The 21,687-nt window shown below is 49.7% G+C and carries 32 protein-coding genes; 17 read left to right on the top strand and 15 right to left on the bottom strand.

Annotation, left to right across the window (positions count from 1 at the left end; all coding sequences use genetic code 11):
• Nucleotides 1-34: 34 nt before the first annotated feature.
• The 12 genes from ACO0LC_RS27515 to ACO0LC_RS27460 form a co-directional block, all read right to left on the bottom strand.
• A complete protein-coding gene (locus ACO0LC_RS27515) occupies nt 35-421 on the bottom strand; it encodes a hypothetical protein (protein WP_423009179.1) in 387 nt (128 codons plus the stop codon).
• On the bottom strand, nt 418-741 hold the full coding sequence (locus ACO0LC_RS27510; RefSeq protein ID WP_423009177.1) for a hypothetical protein: 324 nt from the start codon (nt 739-741) through the stop codon (nt 418-420). Before ACO0LC_RS27510 ends, ACO0LC_RS27515 begins: the two co-directional genes overlap by 4 nt.
• 97 nt (nt 742-838) lie before the next feature.
• Nucleotides 839-1,273: a single-stranded DNA-binding protein gene (gene ssb / locus ACO0LC_RS27505; protein WP_423009175.1), complete on the bottom strand. Its 435-nt coding sequence runs from the start codon at nt 1,271-1,273 to the stop codon at nt 839-841.
• Between the two features lie 62 nt (nt 1,274-1,335).
• Entirely contained in the window at nt 1,336-1,464 is a 129-nt protein-coding gene (locus tag ACO0LC_RS27500; protein WP_423009173.1) for a hypothetical protein, read from the bottom strand.
• Entirely contained in the window at nt 1,461-1,775 is a 315-nt protein-coding gene (locus ACO0LC_RS27495) for a hypothetical protein (RefSeq protein ID WP_423009171.1), read from the bottom strand. The genes ACO0LC_RS27500 and ACO0LC_RS27495 overlap by 4 nt, the downstream gene beginning before the upstream one ends.
• Nucleotides 1,772-2,047, bottom strand: coding sequence for a hypothetical protein (locus ACO0LC_RS27490; RefSeq protein ID WP_423009169.1), 276 nt, complete (start codon nt 2,045-2,047; stop codon nt 1,772-1,774). Before ACO0LC_RS27490 ends, ACO0LC_RS27495 begins: the two co-directional genes overlap by 4 nt.
• Nucleotides 2,048-2,450: 403 nt before the next feature.
• Nucleotides 2,451-2,666 (bottom strand): hypothetical protein, encoded by a 216-nt coding sequence (locus ACO0LC_RS27485; RefSeq protein WP_423009167.1) that lies wholly within the window; start codon nt 2,664-2,666, stop codon nt 2,451-2,453.
• A 188-nt stretch (nt 2,667-2,854) separates the two neighbouring features.
• On the bottom strand, nt 2,855-3,676 hold the full coding sequence (locus ACO0LC_RS27480; protein ID WP_423009165.1) for a DUF3037 domain-containing protein: 822 nt from the start codon (nt 3,674-3,676) through the stop codon (nt 2,855-2,857).
• Nucleotides 3,673-4,407 carry a HipA family kinase gene (locus tag ACO0LC_RS27475; RefSeq protein ID WP_423009163.1) on the bottom strand — a complete coding sequence of 245 codons (735 nt, stop codon included), beginning with the start codon at nt 4,405-4,407 and terminating at the stop codon, nt 3,673-3,675. Before ACO0LC_RS27475 ends, ACO0LC_RS27480 begins: the two co-directional genes overlap by 4 nt.
• A gap of 128 nt (nt 4,408-4,535) precedes the next feature.
• Entirely contained in the window at nt 4,536-4,958 is a 423-nt protein-coding gene (locus ACO0LC_RS27470; RefSeq protein WP_423009161.1) for an SRPBCC domain-containing protein, read from the bottom strand.
• A gap of 74 nt (nt 4,959-5,032) precedes the next feature.
• Nucleotides 5,033-5,581 carry a GNAT family N-acetyltransferase gene (locus ACO0LC_RS27465; RefSeq protein ID WP_423009159.1) on the bottom strand — a complete coding sequence of 183 codons (549 nt, stop codon included), beginning with the start codon at nt 5,579-5,581 and terminating at the stop codon, nt 5,033-5,035.
• 150 nt (nt 5,582-5,731) lie between these two features.
• The gene (locus ACO0LC_RS27460; protein ID WP_423009157.1) at nt 5,732-6,424 is read right to left on the bottom strand and encodes a LexA family transcriptional regulator; all 693 of its coding nucleotides are present in this window, start codon (nt 6,422-6,424) and stop codon (nt 5,732-5,734) included.
• A 711-nt stretch (nt 6,425-7,135) separates the two neighbouring features.
• On the opposite strand from ACO0LC_RS27460, the gene ACO0LC_RS27455 reads away from it, so the two are divergent.
• From ACO0LC_RS27455 to ACO0LC_RS27435, 5 genes are all read left to right on the top strand, one after another.
• On the top strand, nt 7,136-7,339 hold the full coding sequence (locus ACO0LC_RS27455; RefSeq protein WP_170133732.1) for a hypothetical protein: 204 nt from the start codon (nt 7,136-7,138) through the stop codon (nt 7,337-7,339).
• A 220-nt stretch (nt 7,340-7,559) separates the two neighbouring features.
• Nucleotides 7,560-7,976, top strand: coding sequence for a hypothetical protein (locus tag ACO0LC_RS27450; protein ID WP_423009154.1), 417 nt, complete (start codon nt 7,560-7,562; stop codon nt 7,974-7,976).
• Nucleotides 7,977-8,188: 212 nt separating this feature from the next.
• Nucleotides 8,189-8,404: a hypothetical protein gene (locus ACO0LC_RS27445; protein WP_423009152.1), complete on the top strand. Its 216-nt coding sequence runs from the start codon at nt 8,189-8,191 to the stop codon at nt 8,402-8,404.
• Nucleotides 8,391-9,179: an ATP-binding protein gene (locus ACO0LC_RS27440; protein ID WP_423009150.1), complete on the top strand. Its 789-nt coding sequence runs from the start codon at nt 8,391-8,393 to the stop codon at nt 9,177-9,179. Before ACO0LC_RS27445 ends, ACO0LC_RS27440 begins: the two co-directional genes overlap by 14 nt.
• Nucleotides 9,180-9,601: 422 nt before the next feature.
• Nucleotides 9,602-10,027, top strand: coding sequence for a hypothetical protein (locus tag ACO0LC_RS27435; protein WP_423009148.1), 426 nt, complete (start codon nt 9,602-9,604; stop codon nt 10,025-10,027).
• A gap of 272 nt (nt 10,028-10,299) precedes the next feature.
• Here ACO0LC_RS27435 and ACO0LC_RS27430 read toward each other — a convergent pair whose 3' ends face one another.
• Nucleotides 10,300-10,524, bottom strand: a complete 225-nt coding sequence (locus tag ACO0LC_RS27430; protein ID WP_423009146.1) for a hypothetical protein — start codon at nt 10,522-10,524, stop codon at nt 10,300-10,302.
• Nucleotides 10,525-10,581: 57 nt separating this feature from the next.
• Between ACO0LC_RS27430 and ACO0LC_RS27425 the strand changes: the two genes are divergently transcribed.
• From ACO0LC_RS27425 to ACO0LC_RS27415, 3 genes are all read left to right on the top strand, one after another.
• Complete coding sequence (locus tag ACO0LC_RS27425; protein ID WP_423009144.1) at nt 10,582-12,354, top strand: DUF2515 family protein; 1,773 nt, start codon at nt 10,582-10,584, stop codon at nt 12,352-12,354.
• A gap of 107 nt (nt 12,355-12,461) precedes the next feature.
• Nucleotides 12,462-12,590 (top strand): hypothetical protein, encoded by a 129-nt coding sequence (locus tag ACO0LC_RS27420; protein ID WP_423009142.1) that lies wholly within the window; start codon nt 12,462-12,464, stop codon nt 12,588-12,590.
• 8 nt (nt 12,591-12,598) lie between these two features.
• Nucleotides 12,599-13,279, top strand: a complete 681-nt coding sequence (locus ACO0LC_RS27415; RefSeq protein ID WP_423009140.1) for a hypothetical protein — start codon at nt 12,599-12,601, stop codon at nt 13,277-13,279.
• Between the two features lie 55 nt (nt 13,280-13,334).
• On the opposite strand, the gene ACO0LC_RS27410 is transcribed toward ACO0LC_RS27415, so the two are convergent.
• Nucleotides 13,335-13,559 carry a hypothetical protein gene (locus ACO0LC_RS27410; RefSeq protein ID WP_423009138.1) on the bottom strand — a complete coding sequence of 75 codons (225 nt, stop codon included), beginning with the start codon at nt 13,557-13,559 and terminating at the stop codon, nt 13,335-13,337.
• A 486-nt stretch (nt 13,560-14,045) separates the two neighbouring features.
• Here ACO0LC_RS27410 and ACO0LC_RS27405 point away from each other — a divergent pair, with 486 nt between their 5' ends.
• The 8 genes from ACO0LC_RS27405 (at nt 14,046) to ACO0LC_RS27370 (ending at nt 20,367) form a co-directional block, all read left to right on the top strand.
• Nucleotides 14,046-14,477, top strand: coding sequence for a hypothetical protein (locus tag ACO0LC_RS27405; RefSeq protein ID WP_423009136.1), 432 nt, complete (start codon nt 14,046-14,048; stop codon nt 14,475-14,477).
• A 353-nt stretch (nt 14,478-14,830) separates the two neighbouring features.
• Nucleotides 14,831-15,262, top strand: coding sequence for a hypothetical protein (locus tag ACO0LC_RS27400; protein WP_423009134.1), 432 nt, complete (start codon nt 14,831-14,833; stop codon nt 15,260-15,262).
• An 879-nt stretch (nt 15,263-16,141) separates the two neighbouring features.
• A complete protein-coding gene (locus tag ACO0LC_RS27395) occupies nt 16,142-16,519 on the top strand; it encodes a hypothetical protein (RefSeq protein WP_423009132.1) in 378 nt (125 codons plus the stop codon).
• 199 nt (nt 16,520-16,718) lie between these two features.
• Nucleotides 16,719-17,969, top strand: coding sequence for a polymorphic toxin type 30 domain-containing protein (locus ACO0LC_RS27390; protein WP_423009130.1), 1,251 nt, complete (start codon nt 16,719-16,721; stop codon nt 17,967-17,969).
• Complete coding sequence (locus tag ACO0LC_RS27385) at nt 17,927-18,376, top strand: hypothetical protein (protein ID WP_423009128.1); 450 nt, start codon at nt 17,927-17,929, stop codon at nt 18,374-18,376. Before ACO0LC_RS27390 ends, ACO0LC_RS27385 begins: the two co-directional genes overlap by 43 nt.
• Nucleotides 18,377-18,490: 114 nt before the next feature.
• Nucleotides 18,491-18,922: a hypothetical protein gene (locus tag ACO0LC_RS27380; protein ID WP_423009126.1), complete on the top strand. Its 432-nt coding sequence runs from the start codon at nt 18,491-18,493 to the stop codon at nt 18,920-18,922.
• Nucleotides 18,923-19,774: 852 nt separating this feature from the next.
• Nucleotides 19,775-19,927 (top strand): hypothetical protein, encoded by a 153-nt coding sequence (locus ACO0LC_RS27375; RefSeq protein ID WP_423009124.1) that lies wholly within the window; start codon nt 19,775-19,777, stop codon nt 19,925-19,927.
• 5 nt (nt 19,928-19,932) lie between these two features.
• Nucleotides 19,933-20,367, top strand: a complete 435-nt coding sequence (locus ACO0LC_RS27370) for a hypothetical protein (protein WP_423009122.1) — start codon at nt 19,933-19,935, stop codon at nt 20,365-20,367.
• Between the two features lie 182 nt (nt 20,368-20,549).
• Here ACO0LC_RS27370 and ACO0LC_RS27365 read toward each other — a convergent pair whose 3' ends face one another.
• Nucleotides 20,550-21,050, bottom strand: coding sequence for a hypothetical protein (locus ACO0LC_RS27365; RefSeq protein WP_423009120.1), 501 nt, complete (start codon nt 21,048-21,050; stop codon nt 20,550-20,552).
• A gap of 130 nt (nt 21,051-21,180) precedes the next feature.
• On the opposite strand from ACO0LC_RS27365, the gene ACO0LC_RS27360 reads away from it, so the two are divergent.
• Nucleotides 21,181-21,579: a hypothetical protein gene (locus ACO0LC_RS27360; protein WP_423009118.1), complete on the top strand. Its 399-nt coding sequence runs from the start codon at nt 21,181-21,183 to the stop codon at nt 21,577-21,579.
• Nucleotides 21,580-21,687: the final 108 nt, after the last annotated feature.

Here is a 21,687-nt window from a genome sequence, read left to right as displayed (position 1 = left end):
AGTGAGTAGTGAGTATTGAGTAGTGAGTAGTGAATCAGGCCTGGTAGGCACCGAGCAGGCAAAATGCCATGTCGCGCATGTCTTTTAAATGGCGTTCGGTGGCTGCCAGTGCGGCGGCGCTGCTGGTAAGGCTTCTGCTGCCCTGGCTGCCAGTATTGTCATGGGGGCGCAAGCCGCAGTTCCAGAGTTCATCCATGAGTTGCTGGGCATCTTCATATTGCAGGCAGAGTGCAGGTGGGCCGGGCTGGCCTTCTGGCACTTCCTGGAAGTGCAGGGGCAGGGCGGTGTGCAGCTTGCCTGCGTGGCGGCGCGCCAGGCGCAGGTCTATGCTGCGGCTCCAGGGCAGGAGCTGGCATGAGGCGCGCAAGGGACCAGGGGCTTGCTCAGTCATGCCGGTGTTCTGCTGGTCTGCCTGCATCATGCTTCACCATACAGGGCTATCATGAGTGGATCAGTACGGCGGATTTTGTCTGTGCCTGGCTTGATCTGGCGGGTGTACATGGTGGGTGCGGGTTTGCCACTGTGCCAGCCAAACTGCAGTTTGCTGCGACCGCGGTTGGTCGGGGTGGCACGTTGTACGACGTGGCCAGAGAAGCACAGGTCAGCGATGAGTTTGCGGGCATAGTTTTCCGAGGTGCGCAGCTCGTGCATGATGTCTTCGATGAAGAGGAATTTGTCACTCAGGATTTTGGCTACCTGGGCATAGCGTGCGGCGATGTCGTTTCTCATGGCGTTTTTCATTTCGTTTCCTTTCGGCGGTTGTTGGTAAACTTCTTCTCTTGAAGAAGGGACTGCTATTACTTGTTAACTGTGTTTAAAGTGCGGTTTCTAGCGTTGATCAAAACGGCAAATCATCATCCATGTTGTCCCAGGTCTCAGGTGCGCGGGCTGGCTGCTGCGTCCTTGCCTGGGCAGCATCGCCCCCGCTTGCTGGCGCGCTGGCTTTGCTGAGCATTTGCATGGTGTCGCCGCGGACTTCGGTGATAAATTTTTCTGCGCCATCCTTGTCCATGTATTTGCGCGTGCGCAGGCTGCCTTCTATGTAGATGGAGGCCCCTTTCTTGAGGTGCATGCCTACCACTTCTGCCAGGCGGCCAAAGAAGCTGATGCGATGCCACTCTGTGCGTTCCTTGCGCTCGCCGGTGGATTTGTCTTTCCAGCTATCGGTGGTGGCGATGGTGATGTTGCTGATGGCTTCGCCATTGGGGGCGTAGCGGGTTTCAGGGTCGCGGCCCAGGTTGCCGACGAGGATCACTTTATTGACGTATGCCATTGAGGTTGTCGCCTTGCGGTAAATGAATCGTTCTGTCTTGTTCTGCGTCGTTTTGCCAGCGCTCAGTGCTGCAGCGCTGTCTTGCATGCAGCCAGGCGGCTGTAACCCAGGTTGCGTATCATGCGGTACACCGCGCACATGATGCGCACACGCATGTGCAGGTGGTTGATGAGGGCGTGTGTATCGTTCATGTGCTGGTTTTCTCTAAAGTTTGACAAAGTTGACGCAGGGCTTGCGCTTCGTGGGCGGCAAACCATTGACTATCCTGTGGCAGCCTGGCGGCCAGGGCCAGAGCCTTGTCGAGCAGCTCGGGTGCCAGTGCCCACAGGCGGGCATTGGCGATGGCTTCATCGGAGGCTTGCAGGGCGTCGGGGTTGCAGATCTTGCCGCTGGCATCGTAATGCGCTTCGGCTTGCCAGCCATAGGCAATTGCCATGCACTGGCTGCTGCGGGCATCGAAGAGGGCATTGCCGACGGCGCGTAATTGGCGGCTATGTTTCATTGTTCGCTCGCTGCAAAGCCAGTCATGCGTTCTGCCTCTTGCGCCAGTTTGTTCAGGGCGGCGCGCTCAGTTGACGGAGCCATTTTCTGGCTGAGCTGCGCGCTTACTGAGGCATGCAGTGTTGCCGCAGCCTGGCTGGCAGGCGCTGCCTGTCGTTCAGGCTGGTCTGCGCCGGGCAGATTGTCTTCTTCATGATTGATGATGCTGAGCACTGCGCAAATGACGATATACGCCAGGGCAGTGATCAGCCAGTCTGTCAGGGATGTTTTCATGCTAGTCCTCACAAAATTTAGACGAGCGCATACACAGCGAAAAAACGCACTCGTTCTCGTGTTAATCAATGTAGTTTTTGGGGTGATACTTAATGAGTGATGCAGGGTGATGTCTTGCTGTAAAACGTGTATTGCTATCGCTGGCCATTGCGGCTGGCTGTTGTTGCTGGAAAAAACCTGATGCCTATGTGATGCGCTGGCCTTGCCCGCCGCGGGTGAACGCGGCAGCAGAAGGTGCAAGGCCAGCGCAGACAAGGTGCCGGACGCTACTCCGGCAAGCGTGAAATTGGTGGCGACCCGATTTCACCAGCGTATACTTTTGCGTCAGTGCTGCGATCAGTCGCAGCGCGTTTCATTGTTGAATAAGTGCTGACAATTCAGTGCTCAAATTTCAGTTCAAGATTTATTGCTGCCAGTCCAGTAACACCTTGGCCATCATCCTGCCAAAATTTTCATACCGCCCCTGGTCCAGAAGGTTGGCCAGTTTGTCGCATTGTTCCATGCTGCATTCTGCAAAGGCGTCGATCAGGTTTTGCCCATTCATGAGTGCCGCAGTCGATGCAGTGGCAGGTTGGGCATAGTAAGTTTTAGGCAATCCGAAATAAGTTTGCGTGCTCATTTGTCGCTTTCTTTGTTTGTCTGACCATGTATAGAACTATACGCTTCCGTATAATCCGTGTCAATACGAAATTGTATTAAAAAGTATGATTTCGTATGGAATACTTGGTTATATGTAAACGTGGAAAGTGCGGAATTGGGTATAAAGGCGTAAAAAAACCCGCGAGTGCGGGTTTTTAAAGATGCTGTTTATTGAATGTGCGCGAATTGCTTAATCTGTAACTGCTGTTCAATTGGTATGACTGGAACTCTAATTTTTTGAAAATCTTCTTCCAGCTGTTTAAAAATTGCATAGTTTTCACCGCTTTCCGGCAACGGCGCTTCTGCAACGACGAGTATGTCTTTGGGTAAGGCATCAGATTTTTGCAATTGGCTGAATTTGCCTAACCAAGTCCATCCATGAGCATGGGCTTGGGCGGGGTCATCATGCGCCAAATACAGGGGCTTTATCGCTTTATCTATTTCTCCACTGTCATCGAAATGTGCAAACGGGAAACTGGCACTGAATGCGCCATGCTTGGCAACACCGACACGATAATTGGATTTCAAGTTGTCATGGATTAGCAAGCTGCGAACCTGTTTTTCCAGCTTTTGCTCTACGTAATCATGGGTGACAAAGTCCCTTTCCACATAAAACCGGAACAATTCCTCCAGTTTTGTAGCGGGATCATTTGTCAGCACGACTCTGGGTTCATCAAACCTCAGCATGACTTCGCGCGTGCGTATCAATTCCTGGAACAGGAAGCGTGCAGTCTTGTCGTTTGCCTGCATGCTCGCTTGCAGATTTTCTTTTACACGCTGTAATTCATTCTTGAGGTCACTTTTGGCATCCCTGTAAATCTTGGGGGCAAGCTGATCAAAGAAGGCGGTAATGCGTCTTACGCGATTGAGCAGGATAAAATCAAAGTAAGCTGCCTCCTGGCACATCATGACGATGCCGACATTGGCAAACTCTCCCGTCTCGACAAAGGGCATGAAGCGAACGATAGCATATTGGCATGCGTATTTCATGGCGCTATCCTCCAAAAATCGGGTTGATTGAAACGACTCAAAACTTGCCTGGTTTCCTCTCTGTCAAACAGAGCGGGGACACCATCATCTACCCACCACCATTCATGCGGGATGTCACTGCAGGCACGATCAAATTCAGCGTAGGCATCTTGTAATCGAGTCTGATATTCAGTGCAATCGACCCAATCATATTGTATTGCTGGCAAATGCTTGGCAAAGATATGGTTTTCAGAAAATGCCTGCCTGTCAAAGTTTTTGTCAAAAGCAACATTGTGGTCGATGACTACTAGTTTAGCATTTCTTTGATCCCACAACAGATTGGGGTTACCGCCTTTGCTTGACAGTGTCCTATCCTGATTGTGTATCCACCAGTCAAACACGAGCACATCTTTTGCCAGCGCTGGTTTGATCTTGGTTAAATGCGTGAAGTGTATTTCTTGTATGTGGGGCAATGCTCTTGACCCAAATGCAAGCCCACTCCCCAGCTCATTGATTTCTGGTAACAAGCCTGCTTTTATCAATTGTTCCGGCACATCCACAATCTCAAAATCTGCAATTGGCAAGCCTAGTCGGCGTGCCAATCGTCCGCATATATATTCTGCAATTAAACTTTTCCTACCAGCGCCACACCCTTTTACAAAATAGGTATGACCATCATCGCCACGACAAATAAATGGTTTGGTCACTCCTTGCTCTGACCGTCTTAACACCTCAACTATTTGCACAGGCATAGTGGCTGGTAAATTGAATAGCTTGAATATGCCAGTGTAATATTATTTGAATGTCATGTGCCTGCTTATACGGTTTGCTGTCGCTTTTTAGTGGTTGCCTGTCTATCTGAAGTGACAAACAGTCCAGCCTAAACCCCCACCACCTCCACCGTCAACCTGTCCAGATTCTGCTCATTCGCCGGCAAGACGATATGCTCTATCTGCCTGGCGACATCGGCATTCTCGAAAGCCTGGGCCCAGGATACCAGGGTGCCGGTGGCAGATGCCGCCAGGCTGATGCTCAGGTGAAAGTGCGGCTCCGACACATGTTGCACCACCACTTTGTTGGGTGCGTCTATCTCGGCAAACAGGTTTTCATTTGGATAGTTTTTGCCATCCGGCCCGTGCATGATGAAAGACCATTTACCACCAGGCCTGAATTCGCAGACATGAACGGTATTGCTAAAACCGGCAGGGCCCCACCAGCGCGCCAGGCGTTGCGGGTCGCTGATGGCAGCGAAGACTTGTGCCGGGCTGGCGGGGATATCACGGGAGGTGGTAAAGGTGGTCATGGCGTCTTCCTTGGTGGGTTTGCTTTAGTAGTGGGGTGGTCCTTGGGCGCTGTTTGGTGGGGGCTATGCCTGCTTCAGGCTGGCGTGTTCGCCGCCTGCCACTCATCGCGCAGCAGGCCAAACATCCAGGTATCCTTGATTTCGCCCTTCATCTTCCAGCGCTGGCGCAGCAAGCCTTCTTGCATAAAGCCCAGTTTGCGCAAGAGCTGGGCTGATGCGGGGTTGCGTGGGTCGACTTCTGCTTCTATGCGGTTGATGCCCATTTCAGCAAAAGCATGGTTCAGCAAGGCGCGCACGGCTTCTGCCATGTAGCCGCCACCCCAGTGTGATTGCGCCAGGGCATAGCCCAGCTCACAGCGCTCACATTCGGGATCAAAGCGAAACAGCAGGCAAGCGCCGATGACCTTGTTGCTGGCCTTGTCGACGATCACGCATTGCATGCCCGCGGCCTGCGCCGCCATGTCCTTGACGCGCGCATACCAGCTATGGGCAGCGAGCGTATCTTCCCAGGTGATATAGGGTAAAAAGCGGGTGACGGCAGCGTCAGAAAATACCTGATAGAGATCAGGCAGATCGTCTTCTTGTATGGTGCGCACGATCAGGCGCGGGGTGTGGAGGGGCATTGACAGTTTGGTTTGCATGAGGCTTGATCATCCAGTCATGATGTAGCTCAGGGCAATCGCCCTGGCTTTAAAGCATCTATCATAGCAAATTAACATGGCGAAAAAAGGGCGCTCACTCTATATATCTGCGCACTTCAAGCGCTACACTGATCAACCACCCTGCCTGTAAACAAAGCGCCCTATGATCTTCAGCAAGCCCACATTCTCGGGCGTGATGCGCTCATCGGGATAAGTGCGCTTGTCAGGGTTGCGGCTTTCCAGCACCCAGGTGCCGTCGATTTCGCGACGCAGTTGCTTGATGCGCAAGCCGTCAGGATGCTGGATGGCAAAGATCTTGCCGCTTTGTGGCTCGGTCTTGGTCTGGTCGATGATGACCATGTCGCCATCGACGATAAAGTCTGCCATCGAGCTGCCGTCGGCATAGATGGCGGCCAGATTTTCTGCCTTGACGCCATATTTCTTGAAAAAGCCGACTTCTTTAATTAGTTGGCCCTTGGGTTCGGCATCTTCATTATGCGCGCCACCACCACATGAGCCTTTGGCTGCATAGTAATTAATAGCAGCTATGCCGATATGCTCATCATTGGCAGCAATGGGCTGGCTGGTTTCATAGCCACGCAAATCCTTGCTGCGCAAGTCAGACAGGCTGACATTAAAGAACTTGGCAATCGGCGCCAGCGACGAGGTGCGCGGGTCCTTGGTGATGCCCTCGACAATACGAAAGATCGTCGCCTGTGGCACCCTGACTTCATCAGGGAACATTTTTTCCAGGGCAGTTGCCAACGAAGTCGGGTTCATGCCCGACTTATCCATGAGGTATTTGATATTAGTTTTCGCGTCCATGGCTGCATTATGCGTTATCGCATAAAAAATGCCAAGAACAATACGAAAATAACTTGGTTTGCAATACGAATATGTATATAATTGAACTTGTGGGGAGGAGCGCGCGCAGTTTACATAGCGCCATCCACTCTATAAATTCAATAATCCCGATCAACTTAAACATACTAGCCCTTCGCCTGCCTTGATTCATTACCGCGCGAATGCTGTTTAACATCTACTTACCCCGCCAGGATTCCCTGGCCACCGTCAGCCGCCTGTGTTTTTGTTACCCGGCTGATGATTTTGTCGTCTTTCTGGCGACCGTAGCTCCTTATACATGGGGCATATAAATTTGCGATGAAGACCTCTTAACACAGAGGTACAGTGGAACACAGAGAAAAACCATGACGGAGGTGGACCGTATCCGTTGGGGCGTATTTGTAGGTTGGGCTACGCTTTACCAGCCCAACACTCGGCGTTAAAGCGACGTATACGTTTATCAAAGGCTGAGTGTTGGGCTGATACCCCGTAGCCCAACCTACAACACTACCTCTGCCCCTCTGTGTCGATAGGTCTTCCCGGTTTAAAAACACAAACCCAGCTGCCCAGGCAGCCACACGACAACAACATGACTATACAAAAAGACATCCTGCGTCAGGTGTCCGCTTGCGCACGCCTGTCAGGGCTGGCAGGCGGATCACATCAAGCATTGATACAAACAAGGAACTGCCTATGCTGAGCCAGTCACCCGCAACCACCGACTGGCAGCATCTGGACAACCGGGTGATATCTCCCACCCATACCATCACACCACGTCGCCTGTGCAAAGGCCCGCGTTGCCGTCACGGGCGAGGGCAGATGCGTTCGATACGGCAGTTTTGCAATGCGCAGAATCAGCCTGTGTATACCTATTGCAAATTGTGCCGGGGTGGATAAGTTTTAAAAGACCTCTCAACACAGAGGCACAGAGGAAGGAAAGACTGCTGGCAAGCAGTCTTCGTTACGCAGGCATGCGGTGTACTGCACGAATTCCCTGCTACACCACAGAGAAAACAAAGAGAAAAATCTGCAAATTTTATGCAGCTTTTAAACGCTTGATGTCTCGGTGACGTCGCAATGAACGCTTCAAAAAATAGTCAGACAAGGAAATGTTTATATGGCCCGCGCAAGAAATATAAAACACGGTTTTTTCAGAAACGATGAATTGAGCGAGATACCGCCATTTGGCCGTCTGTTATTCATCGGCCTGTGGATGCTCGCCGATCGTTCCGGGCGACTTGAAAACCGCCCTAAAAGTATCAAGGGAGATATCTTCCCTCATGACGACGTTGATGTCGCCAGCCTGCTGCTTGCATTGCACAAGCATCGCTTTATCCAGTTGTATACAGTGGACCGCGTCAAATACATCCAGATATGCAAATTTGAAAAGCACCAGAACCCCCACATCAATGAAAGTGACAGCGAAATTCCGGTACCTCCTCCTCGTCGTAACACCAGAAAAAAACCAAGCACCGGAGTTGCACCAGAGTGCTCTGATACGACTCCTGCTGAATCCTTAATCCTGAATCCTTAAAACATATATCCCCTGCAAAAGCTGCGCCTTGCAGCGAGAGCGATTTAAAAAAAACAAAAACCTGCAAATCAAGAAAATTAAGCAGTGCCGAAGAAAAAAAAGAGGAATTCGAAACTGCCTGGAAAGCCTATCCACGCCGACCCGGTGCCAGCAAAAAAGAAGCCTGGCAAGCCTGGCTGGCGCGACGGCGGGATGGTGTCGATGCTGCCCTCATGGTCGATGGCGTCCGGCGTTATGCCGCCTACATCATCGCCAGCGGGCAGGCACCCAAATTCGTCAAGCATGCCGCCACCTTCTTTGGCCCTTACGAGCACTACCAGGCCGACTGGAGCGTGCCTGAGCATCATGCGCCACCCGCCAGCAGCACGCACACAGGGTTTGTCAACACCAACTACACACAGGGAATAGCCCAGGATGGTTCATTCTGACAGCAGCAGTTTTGTCCGCGTCGGCGGTATGCAGCTTAGCAGCGAAACCAAGCATTGCCAGCAGCATGGCGGCTACACCGCCTACTCGCACAAGCCCGGCATCTGGTCTGCCTGCGAAAAATGTTTGCAAGCCAGCGACGCCCAGCAACGCCAGGCCAGCATCCAGCAACAGCGGCAGGCGCAACAAGCCGCGCTGTGGCAAAAACGCCTGGGCCGTGCCGCCATACCGGCACGCTTTGCCGAACGCAGCCTGCAAAATTATCGCCCGACCTGCGCCGCTGCAGGGCAGGCATTGCGCACCTGCCAGGCCTATGCGCAAGAGTTCGATGCAGTCTTGAAAACGGGCCGCAGCCTGATCTTTTGCGGCAGCGTAGGCACAGGCAAAACCCATCTGGCCGTGGGCATCGCCAGACACATCATGGAGACAGGCAAACAAGCCGTGATGAGTTCCGTTTTAAAAGCAGTACGTCGCATCAAAGAAAGCTACCGCCGCGACAGCCCTCATACCGAGGCGGAATTGATACAGGAATTTGTAGAACCAGATTTATTGATACTCGATGAAGTCGGTGTCCAGTTCGGCAGCGAGACAGAAAAAATGCTGCTCTTCGACATCATCAATGGCCGCTACGAAGTCATGAAACCCAGCATCCTCATCAGCAATCTGGGGCTGGCAGAACTCGAACGCTACATAGGCATCCGCGCCATGGACAGGCTACGCGAAGGCGGCGGCAAAGCCGTGGTGTTTGATTGGGAGTCTTATCGGCGGGTGGTTTAGTTATTGAAAAAAACCTCTCAACACAGAGGAAGGAAGCAGCACTTGCAAGTGCTGCCCGTTCCGCAGGCATGTGGCATGCCACATGAAACCCCTGCTGCACCACAGAGACACAGAGGGGCACAGAGAAAAGCGAGAAAGACAGATAAACGGAAGTGTTGGCAAGGATGTAGGTTGGGCTACGGTGTATCAGCCCAACACTCAGCCTTTGATAGACGATTACGTTGTTTTTAAGCCGAGTGTTGGGCTAGTAAAGCGTAGCCCAACCTACAAGCCCGGCCCAACCTACGCGCCCAACTAGAATGTGGTTTAGGTTTTTCTCCGTGCCCCTCTGTGACCCATCTTTGTCTCTGCGTTGAGAGGTCTTAAAGTTTAAAAAATACACAAGCAACACCTCTACAGCCCATGCACAACAAGGAGCAAGCATGAACGCACGTCAGAATTTTGCACACACAGTCACCAAAAACAATGATCCGCAAAAGGAACAAAAAGACCTGCTGACCTATTGGCTGGACCAATGGGCCATGTGGATGAACAACAACCACGCAGAAATCGCTCGCGACACTGGCATCGGTGGCGGCATCATAGGCAAGAATGCCCTCAGCAATTATTCCGTTGCCGCCGACGATTGCCATGCCATCTGGGATATGGAAAGAGATAAAAAAGTCAGGGAAATCGATGCCCTCATCAACGACCTGCGCCTGGAGCAACCCTGGACTTACTGGGCCATCTGCAAACACCTGGGCCTCATGAACTTCTGGAAATATCCCAAGCTCGATCCGCAAGAAGCCTTTGTCAACGCGCTCGATGAATTGCAATACCTGGTTGAAGAACGCAAGCTGGTTTTATAAGTTTTTAAACACCTGATACTGAAGAATTCCCTGTAGGAGCGGCTTTGGCCGCGAATGCCTGCAAGATTTTTTTGCGGCTAAAGCCCCTCCTGCAAAAAGCAATTGCCAGTCAGGTAGGGCGCATTGCAATGCGCCGTAGGTGAATCTTGCATGTCGTGGCCTGTGCCCATTGCCTTGCGTTGCGCATACATGCGGTGCGTTGAAACGCACCCTACCTTACTGAAGAATTTCCTGTAGGAGCGGCTTTAGCCGCGAATGCCTGCAAGAGCCGATCATTCGCGGCTGAAGCCGCTCCTACAGGAAGCAATTGCCGTGAGCGGCATGATCTTTCCCCTGCACAGCAACACCAGGGCAACAAAGCAGTATCTCCATACAACACCACTTAAGGAACAACCATGCCAAAAAGCAGCAGCATCCTTGGCCGCGACGGCCTGTACTACCGCATCCCCGATTTTGATGAGTTTGACGGGTATGACGATGTCGACCCGCAAGCTCATCACCAGAACCTGATAGACGATTTGCAGCTATCTGATCTTGGCCCTGATATCCCTCGCTTGAAGCCCGGCATCCTCAGCATGGGTAGCAGTGCGGAAGAGCGCTATGGTCTGCCGTTTTCAGATGACATGGCTAGCCGATTTTCGCCAGTCAGCTCTGCTGCCTGGTTGATGGCAAGAGATGGCGGTATGCCCATGAGGAGCAGTCCGTCAAATTCCATGCTCGATAGCGATAAGGCAAACGATGTATCACCTGCTGCGCAAAACTCATCCAGGCAAAACACAGGCTTGCTCAGTCGATTTGATCTGTCGATTCCACAGCGAAGCCGCTCTGATAGCATGAATCCTGACGACTTACAAGAAAGTGATGCAGCATCTATTCCGGCTGGCATGGCGCAAACGGTTTATGACGACAAAACCAATTTACTACCTGAGCCATCCTTGCGATTTAAGCTGCCAGAGGCATATCGTGCTGATGATGCAGACAAGCTGCCCTTGCAAAGAGTCGTCAACAGATCGTATGGCATACCTGCTATGAGGCCTGAAGAACTAGAAAACGGTGTCAGTTTCCCGACAAGAATAGACGACTTGCTGGGAAATTTTTCAGATATCAGAGTAGCACCCCGCACCCACACTGTCTTGCGCGGTGAAAATCCCTCAATGCTAGGTGAGCGATATTTTCATGATCCGCGGGCAGGGCTATCTATTCTTGCTGAAAATGGCTTGCCAACTTCCGTTGAGGGAGCACGCAGCCTGAAAGTCGGGCGTGTCCTGACTGTCCCGGATAACATCACCAATGCGCGCCTGCGTGCTGGCGGTCAATTCATTGCTGATGATACGTCTGCAAGACAGCAGGCTATTGAACTGGCACAAAGGCAGCGGGCTGAACAATCAAACGCACAGGCCAGCTTTGGAAATGGTGTAGCACAACCCAGTAAAAGCGAGCTTGTCTCCTCATTTAATGGCATTAAAGAAGGCATCAAGGACATCGGTCGGAGATTGAAAGAAAAACACGGTGACGATATCTTTAGTAAGGGATTTGACCAAAATTCCATTTACATTACCACCTATGCAGATATCAATAAAAAAAATCCAGAATTGGGTTGGACTGGTCTCGCGCCATTTGCATCGAACGAAGTTCGTGCCGCGCTTGCCTGGCTTGCCAAGTGGTCTTTGAGAAATAGAGGTGAGCCAGTAGAAGGTAAATATTTTTTATCGGCCACACCTGATAGAGGATTGGATAGCTCTTCCATGCCTGGCATGGCTTTTAATAGTCTTGCCAACGGAAATCAGGCTGTATTTGAAGACCTTACGCCATATTTGCGCTTTTATCAGCAGCATGGTGCTGCGAAATTACTCTCCATTGCAGAAAATATTGGCATGCACAAAGATTTGCAGACGGCATTTAAAACTCTTCAAGCCAGTCAGGAAAGCAAAGATCCTGAGCGGGCAGAAATACTGCGCGCTATTTCAGCCAAACAAATGCTTCGTCACGAACAAAGAAATGTTCTTCAAAAAATGTATGACGAACCAATAACGAGTGGAGGCGCATGGCTCAACGGTGCTAGCGGTTCACGAATACTGCCATTGGATGTGCATGTTGGCAAGAGGGATCAGCCAGGCTATTTTGAAATTTCACCAACCGACAAAAGCATAGACCTTTCTAATTTTGATGATCGCTGGGCCTATGCCAGCAAGGGATTGGATCAGTTTACTGCCAGGTACAATAATCCGGCCACACGTGACATCACGCGCCAACAGATTCATCAAATGGCGGATCCCAGGAATCTGTATCAAATCCCGCCTGAGCTAGTGCCGTATATGAAAAGATGAAAAGATCAAAATAATGCAAGCAAAGAACCTGTCCGGGACCTAGGTAGACAGTGTAGCGTGATCGTGCGCATGGCTATCATCGCTGCTATGCTAAAAAAGCATGATGCATGAATTTACGCTACACTGACTACAACAATAAAAACAATTTCAGTCTGAAAGGAGTATTGATGAAAACTCAAAAAAAGGCAGCTCCTCAACTTGACAGCATCACTGATGCGGAAAGGGCGGATATATGATGGGGGGTATGGGTCTTGAACTCGTTTATGTGGGATTCTTTTTTCTATTTCTCTGGGCGGTGGCTTACCTTGCATCAGGGTTGGGTTTTTTCTATGCCTACAAAAGGCGCAGAACCAATCTTCGTAAGGCGTTCATTGTTGGGTTTTTATCGTTCTGCGTCTTTGTGCCTACAAGTATTTTCCTGATCAAACGAATTTGGCCCGCACACATCAATGTGACGCTGGACGAGAGCACGACGATAGATACCATCATGTCGCAAGAAAAAACACATTGCGTTAAACTGCACGGGCTGGATAACGACTATCATTGCCATGGTATTGTTTACTACTTGACGGTCCATCTTCCTGACAAAACCGTTTTTCGGGTAAAAGCGAAAAATATCTCACTCACTACTTATCCGGATAGCAGAAAATTGAAATCGATGAATGTCGATATCAAACAAAGCTATTCCAAAGAAGAGCTGACAGCCTATCTCAAACGCAAGGAAGAACAGAAGAGCGGCGACTTCACTGAAAGCGTGATACCGCAGAACATTTCTGATGAAATACTAGCCTGGCTGTTGCCTAGCACACATTCAGATAACCGTCATACGAAATGCGACAGTAACCCGGATTATTGGCTGTGCCTGGAAGCAGTTGAGGGAAGCTCGGGAGATTACACTTTACAATTTTGGACATCCAAAGACTGATCCGCGACGACGATTCACAAAAAAGAACAATAAACCCCGTTACCTATGGTCTCGGTCAATGGGCCATGTGGATGAATAGCAACCACGCAGAAATCGCCGCGACACCGGCATCGGTGGCAGCATCATAGGCAAGAACGCCCTCAGCAATTATTCCGTCGCAGCGGACGATTGCCACGCCGTCTGGGATATAGAAAGGAATAAAAAAGTCAGGGAAGTCGACGCCCTCATCAACGACCTGCGCCTCGAACAACCCTGGACCTACTGGGCCATCTGCAAACACCTGGGCCTCATGAACTTCTGGAAATACCCCAAGCTGGACCCGCAAGAAGCCTTCATCAATGCCCTTGATGAATTGCTCTACCTGGTTGAAGAACGCAAGCTGGTTTTATAGATTTGCGAAAATGCACGCGCCCTACACATCGCCTGCATGGGGTAGCACAGATACGTGACCCGAACGGCAATATCAGAGCAGCCTGCCGAAATTGTGGTTCGGTCAATCGCTATTTCGGGGTTGGATATCGGGACGATCAATTGGGAGTTGTGCCCCCGAAAAGATAAAATATCGCTTGCGTCAATTGTCATGATGAAGATTTTAATTTCAATTTTGAGCTATATTAAAAATGTAGCCGTAAGTTCTTGTATCTTGAAAGCAGGAAATTGCATTTATGCCTGTATTAAATCGAGAAAATTAGACGGATTGATGCCAATTTGACGCAACAAGTCAATATAAAAAACTATTCACTTGTTAATTTCCAGGAAAAATCACATGTCAAGTCAAACAAATTTCATCCACCCATCCTGGGTATCTGAATGGATTCCCCATCCCCTGGTCGGACACTTCAGGCGAAGGTCTTTGGGTGATTGGAAAGCTCACACCACCGTGCATGGTATTGACTATCCAATCTGGATCACTGCTCACGGGAACGAACCCACCAAAGCGCAAATGGACAGGTTTGCAGAGTTGGTAGAAAGGCTTCCTGAAATCATTACTTCATCCAATTTGCCAGATGCGCCAACTCAAGAGTGGCACAACAAGCACCCTGATTACCGGTTACTTAACGCGCAAATACTTTCCTTGATTTTGTACGAAGATGGCAGTTTTTTTGCGAGGCTCATTGCCTACCCAGAAGATGACTGGGGTCCTGGATTTGATGTCTCTCCTGATTTCAAAGTCACATTGGCGGAATGGGGCGTGTGATACAGGAAATGTCAGTATCCTAATACAGGCTTTCATCAAACCGAGCAGCCCACAACGCATCGTGTAGAAAAATCATATATCAGGGCAGCTTGCCGACATTGCGGTTCGGTAAATCGCTATTTCGGGGCTGGTTACAGGGATGTAGATGTGGGAGTGCTTCCTCCGCAAAAATAGGAATACCTTGCATCGTCAAATCGCAACTATTCTTTAATTTTTTCATCAGTGTTGACGTACACAGGACGTTGTGTGCGTCTACGCTTTGAAACAATATATCAAGTAGAATATTTGTATCAGAGAACCTTGCCTGAAGAAGTAAATAGATTGTGCAATGATAGATTATTCTGGAGAAATAAATGAACGAACAAAATCAAGTGCCACAAGCCAAAGAAATGGAATGGATCAATCATCCTCTTGTTGGTCAATACAGATATCGCGTTGAGCAGAACAGTTGGATTGCAGAAGCACCTGTACATGGGATTGACTACTCCGTCTCGTTAAATGCAAAGGGACCCGAACCCATCCAGGCGCAAATGGACATATTTGCAGAGCTGATTGCACGGTTGCCTGGAATCATTAGCTCATCCAATTTGCCTGATGCACCCACGGATGAATGGCGGAAAAAGCATCCCGAATATCGCTTGCTTAATGCAAAAGTTGAGTATTTGTCGATCCGTAAAGACGGCAATTTCCTTATTTATCTTGACGCTTATCCTGAAGATGACTGGTCCCCAAGCTTCGAGACATCGCCAGACTTCATCGTGATTGAAGCTGAGTGGATAGTCTGACCAGGGAAAATATTGTGGAGAAAAAAATGAACGAAAAAAATCAAGTCCCACACGCCAGTGAACTGGAATGTATCAATCACCCGCTTGTTGGTCAGTACATGTACCGTGCTAAGCATAATGACTGGGTTGCAGAGGCATGCGCCTTGCACATCGCCTGTCGCGGAGGGTGCGTTGTAACGCACCAGACCTTAACTCCCACACTTTACTCATGCACATTTCGTAGGGTGCACCGCGCGCACCGTTTTCTACACACTATTTTCAAGACCACGGCATCAACATCCGGTGCGCACGGCGCACCCTACAGTTCAACAAGCATCGCTGCAATTGCCGCATCAAGATCGTGATACAAAAAAAGATTTTTTGTAGGAGCGGCTTTAGCCGTGAATGGTCGCAAAGGCAGATTTTTCACGGCTAAAGCCACTCTTACAAGAAACAATTGCCGTGAAGCAGAGCACATGTGGTGCTTTACCAGCTCGTCAGCAACCACTCGTGTAGGGTGCGTTGTAACGCACCATGCCTTAGCTCCCGCACCTTACTCATGCACATCTCGCAGGGCACGCCGCGCGCACCGTTTTCTGCACACTATTTTCAAGACCCCGGCATCAACACCCGGTGCGCACGGCGCACCCCACAGATCAACAAACATCGCTGCAATTGCCGCATCCAGCTGCTGTATCAAGCTGGTGATGCAGAAAATAATTTTTTGTAGGAGCGGCTTTCGCCGCGATTGCTGGCAAGGGCCGATTTGTCGCGGCTAAAGCCGCTCCTGCAATGCCGTAGAGCAGAGCACATAGGGTGCTTTACCAGCCGTGTAGGGGGCGTTGTAACGCACCATTTCTTAACTCCCACACCCTACACAAAAACACATAAGGAACAACTATGCCAAACAGTAGCAGCATACGAGGCCGCGACGGCCTGTACTACCGCATCCCCGACTTTGATGAGTTCGACGGCTACAATAGTGTTAATACCCCAGCTTACGGTAAAGACCTGATAGACAATTTGCAATTGTCAGATCTAGACCCCAGCATCCGTCTTTTGCCATCCGGCACCGCCATGAGCAGAGCCGACAATGATGAAGGCAGCTACAGGCTGCCGCCCTTTGCTGACATGGGCAGCCGATTCTCCCCGGCAAACGCTGGTGTCAGGTTGATGGCAAGAGACAGCAGCATGCCCACTACTGACGCAGGTGGCTTCGGTCGTGAATACCTGCAAGCCAGCACACCGGTAAGGGGTTTGTTGTTGCGTTCCGTGTAAGGGTAACGATGAAGTAAGCAATGAATCTTCTGCTGCACAAGATTTTACAAAACAAAATAAAGGTCTACTCAGCAAATTTGATTTTTCGACTCCAAAGGGAGATCGTTACGACATCATTAACCCAGATGAGCAGCAAGAAGGTGATTCAACATATACCTTAGAGATCGCGAATAAAGGACCAAGCTACTATGAAGGAGATTTGGCATGCGCGATACGTTTAGCAAACACCGAGCGATATGCTGACGAACAGTTCCCCTTCTTCCTTAGTAATGCTGCCTATCCAGCAAGCATTCAGGTGCCTGACGCTGAGAAAAAATATTTGAATAGAGACGTGACCACGATAAGAAGTAAGCCGACACACTTTCCATCTGATAATGCGTACAAAAACCCTGTTTCGTTCAGTGATGCGCTATTTGACTGGAGACGTAAGAATTCTCAGGCAACTGATGTCATGTCACCAAAACCTGAAGAACGTCCAACTGCAAATGAGATGTATAGTAAAACTCATTTTCCCCCTGATTTGGCGGCATCGCTGCCAACAGGACGTGACCGGACTCAGGAAATTCTTATGCAGAAATTTCCAAAGTCTTGGGAGTGGGCGACGAGCCAGATAGGACCGGACTTATCGCGTGCCGAAGTCGTTGATGCAATGGCGAAATTGTACGGCATCAGAGGTGCACGAGGTGTATCCTATACGAATGAAGAAGCCCGAATCGCTCGGCAGAGAGGTGAAGCGGTCATTGTTGGCGGAAACGGCGGGGTTTATTACCAGTCAAATCCTAAACCTGAAATTTACGATAAAGTAGTGCAGCGCTGGAATGCGAGCAGATTGGATAATCAAGCACTGATCGCTGAATACGCTGGTTTAAATCGTATCACGAACGAAGATATACAAAGCAGCGTGATGATCGGCATGCCGGGTGGTTGGGGGATGGGTAATACTGCACCTGTTTTCAGCTCTGTTCCTGTGCCAGTTCGGAAAAATTTCTCATTCAATGGGCTAAATAAACTTGATGAATTGAACACGACGAAAAGTACAGGAACAAGCATCGGGGATCTGAGCGGAATGACTGGAGAATCTATCGAGAGCCTCATCAAAAATCTCCCTCGAAATGCAAGCATGAGAAAACTAACACCAGCTCCAGGAGGGAGTCAGGTTGGTCTTGAATACAAGTGGGTTGATGAGAACGGAAAAATTAACAGGTTTCGAATGCATGATCCCGATCCCAATGCCGGAACAGGCGCAAATGCATCAGAAGGATGGACTGGGCGTTGGCAATCTCAAGGCAAGTATTATGATCCTATTACTAATGAATTCAGGCACTCAAATGTTCATAAAGAAGCTAGTCCATTTTATGATCCGACAGCGGCAAATAACACACATATCCCCGTTCAGCCTCCTTCTGAATGGCTGATAAACTTAATGAAATCAAAGAAAGGTGGAAAATGAATGACTTGATGAACAGAATCAGTAACCCTGAGTGTAAAGAGCGCGATTTGCTCATTGATGAGTTAAACGACCATATTGTCTACGGGGAGGTGAATTCGACAGATCTGGAATTTATCGTGAAGCAATTAATTAATCAACTCAAACATGAAGCTGATCCAGCTGTCAATGAGAGCATATTCAATCTGCTTGCGACAGTATTCGACAATGGGGATTTAACCCACTTGATTGCAGATGAAACTGCTGAAGTTTTAAACCAGCTTCCAGCAATATGTCTGGTACATGCAATACCAATCATTGCATACTCACATCGACCAGACAAGTCAAGCTTATTGCAGCCGTTTATCCATGACAAAGATGACGAAGTGAGGAAGATGATATCAGAGATATTGAAAGACTTGAAAGAGTAGAAAAACATCCTGAACATCGTTTAACCGATGTCAATTTCGAAAGTGATAAGAAGTTGGCGCATATATACAATAGCAATGCAGAAAGCCCCACATTTCACTGGCAAGGAGAAATAAATGAGCGAAGATAGTGCAGAATCACAAGACACTAGAGCAGGCTTGATAGATCACCCGCTTGTTGGTCAATACGTACAAAATATCAAATCCAATTCTTGGTATGCCGAGACGCCTGTTGGCAATCACAACTATCCGATTGATATAGGCGCCCCTGGTAAAGCGCCGACAGCTGTGCAAATCGACAGCATGATCAAATTGCTTGCGCACCTCCCTGACATCATTGCTTCTTCCAACTTGCCTGAGGCACCAACCAATGAATGGATGATAAAGCACCCTGATTATCGGCTAGTCAACGCACGAATTTCTGTTTTGTATTTGTACGAAGATGGCAGCTTTTATGTCTGTCTTAATGCCTATCCTGAAGATGACTGGTCCCCTGCATTTGAAATCTTTCCTGATTTCAAAGTTAAAGAAGCCGCGTGGGACGTATAAGCAAAAGAGATTGGCGTTATACCGGATCTGGTTCAAGGGAGCAGGAATTGAGAGTAGCCTGCGTAGATACAATTAGTCGCGTAGGATGCGTTGTAACGCACCATTTCTTACCTCCCGCACCTTACTCATCCACATCTTGTAGGGTGCGCCACGCGCACTGTTTTATGTACACTATTTTCAAGACCCCGGCATCAACACCCGGTGCGCACGGCGGACTACAGGTCAACAAACATCGCTGCAATTGCCGCATCGAGCTCGCAATACAAAAGATGATTTTTTGTAGGAGCGGCTTTAGCCGCGAATGCTTGCCAGGGCCGATTTTTCGCGGTTAAAGCAGCTCCTGCAAGAAGCAATTGCCGTAGGGCAGAGCACATATAGTGCTTTACCAGTCGTGTAGGGTGCGTTGTAACGCACCATTTCTTACCTCCCGCACCTTACTCATGCACACCTTGCAGGGTGCGCGGTGCGCACCGTTTTATGCACACTATTTTCAAGACCCCGGCATCAACACCCGGTGCGCACGGCGCACCCTACAGGTCAACAAACGTCGCTGCAATTGCCGCATCCATCTGCTGCATCAAGCTGGTGATGCAGAAAATAATTTTTTGTAGGAGCGGCTTTAGCCGCGAATGGTCGCAAAGGTCACAAGCTTCGCGGCTAAAGCCGCTCCTACAATGCCGTAGCACAGAGTGCATCGCCATGCGCTACAAGACAAGCAGCCGATATCCCATCGTCTTTCGATGACATGGGCAGCCGGTATTCCCCGGTAAGCGACGGTGTCAAGCTGATGGCAAGAGGTAGCATGCCCATGACTGACGCATGTGACTTCGCTCGTGAGCACCTGCAAGATTCATGCAAGGGCTGGCAAATAAAATTGAACAGGACGGTGGTAATATAGGAGAAAAAGAAGCAACTATTTATCACTACCCCAATAGCCAGACAGACAGTAGTGTTGCCGTGCAGCCAGGAGTAAAGCCCAAGTTTATTCGCAGAGAAAGGTTTTAAAATCTATGCTTGTAGTTCTTTATGTTGAAAGCTTGCTGGTCGGCCTGTTAAGCCTGGGTTTTATCAAATTGATTTCTATTATGCTCACCACCGTCCACGGCGATGAGGGATATGTATATACCTTCACTTTTTTAGGTACTGTTGGGCTGGTTTCCTTGTGGTGGGTCTTGATTACCGCATTGCTGACAGTGCACAAGCAACGCTTGTATAAACTGCCGAAGATCATATGGGCAGGTGTTGGGACGGGTTTCTTTTTTGCTGTATTTATGGTCTTTTATCCCTGGCTCTTCATGGGCCAGGTACATTCCGTCAATGACTTCCCTGGACCCATGGTGGTTTTTGTTTCCCTACCTTGCGGGATCGCCATACACGCACTCCGCGTCGTTACCAAAACTCGCTTTATTCCCCTTTTCAAGGCAGAAATGTTCGGCGTCAAATGAACGCGTAGGTACGATTAGCGCAGCGTAATCGTACGCATGTGATGCACGCATTGAGGTGGCGCGCATTAAAATATGCAGCGTGCCATGCGCACCATTTATGCTCTTGATTGGCATGGATTGCGCTTACCGTCAAGGGAGAACAAGGCCCGGGCTCAGGCGTGCGAGTTTCGGTCTTCCGTGGCTTAATCCAGCTTCTTCAATGCCTGCGCATCATAACCCAGGGTATCCAGAATAGAGCAGCGCAATTTCCCATCGCGGTACAGGGTTTGCATATCGCTTTGTATGTTTAACTTTTGCGCCTTTTTTTGATCCAGGCAAAAATCATTGCTGGCATAAGACCACCACACGGTCTGCAATTTCCCTTCCTGATCCTGGCGCGCCAGCACAAAAAAATCATACTTGGGCCAGTAACTCTCCATTGGCATATGCCAGGCTGTCAGCAAGGCTGGGCCACGGGTATTTTTGACATGCCCAATCAGGTGCTCTTGCAGCATGAAGTCAACCCAGAAAAAGCTGGTCATGTCTATGACGTTGGGCTTGGTTGACCTTGGATAAGGTGACCCGTCGCGGATGTCATAGATAGCAGCCCTGAAAAGTACGACCGGCGTGGGAGGCAGGCTGCTGCATGCGGCCAGGCAGGCCAGTGTCAGGCTGAGGAACAGATATCTCAATGGGGTTTTCATATGTCCATGGTACGTAAAAAATGCGATACCTGGCAAAGCGGGGCTTGTGTGAGGCTGGTTATGGCAATTTTTAGCCTATACTATCCAGACACATCAAGCATATTTGACGCAGCTTTTGAAAGAAAAAACCATGTCAACAAGCAGGCAACATAAGACCGGCTATGGAATAGCATCCATGATGGTGGTGCTCGCTTTGACCTTTGCTGCAAGTACAGCGACAGCCGCGCCGCCATTGCCTATCCGCTCTGGGCTATATACCTTCAGGCACAAATTTGCAGAGCAAGCCAATATGCCCAGCCTGGTGCTGACTGCCAAGATTCGCGGCCAGCATATCGTGCTGATCAACCGCAGCGTTTCGGACGTCTTCCCCAAAGGTGTTATCGCCGAGGGCACGCTGATGTGGCATGCCGCGTCCAGACAATGGATCATAGGGACTGACAAGGCGGATCGTTATGCCAAAGATGTCGGTGGCTGTAGTGCAGGGCCGGATGTGATCGATTTGCGTAACAAGATTTATTGGACTTGTTAGTGCGTGTAGTGCGCATATCAATATGCTGCGAGCCATGCGCAGCATTCCAGGAATCTCACTGCAGAGGCATAGAGACGCATGTGCGATATAAGCATCCATCTTGGGCCG

Origin of the sequence: Undibacterium sp. JH2W, from assembly GCF_049340425.1 — a bacterium.
Taxonomy (GTDB): Bacteria; Pseudomonadota; Gammaproteobacteria; order Burkholderiales; family Burkholderiaceae_D; genus Undibacterium.
This window is presented reverse-complemented; position numbering and strand designations above follow the sequence as displayed.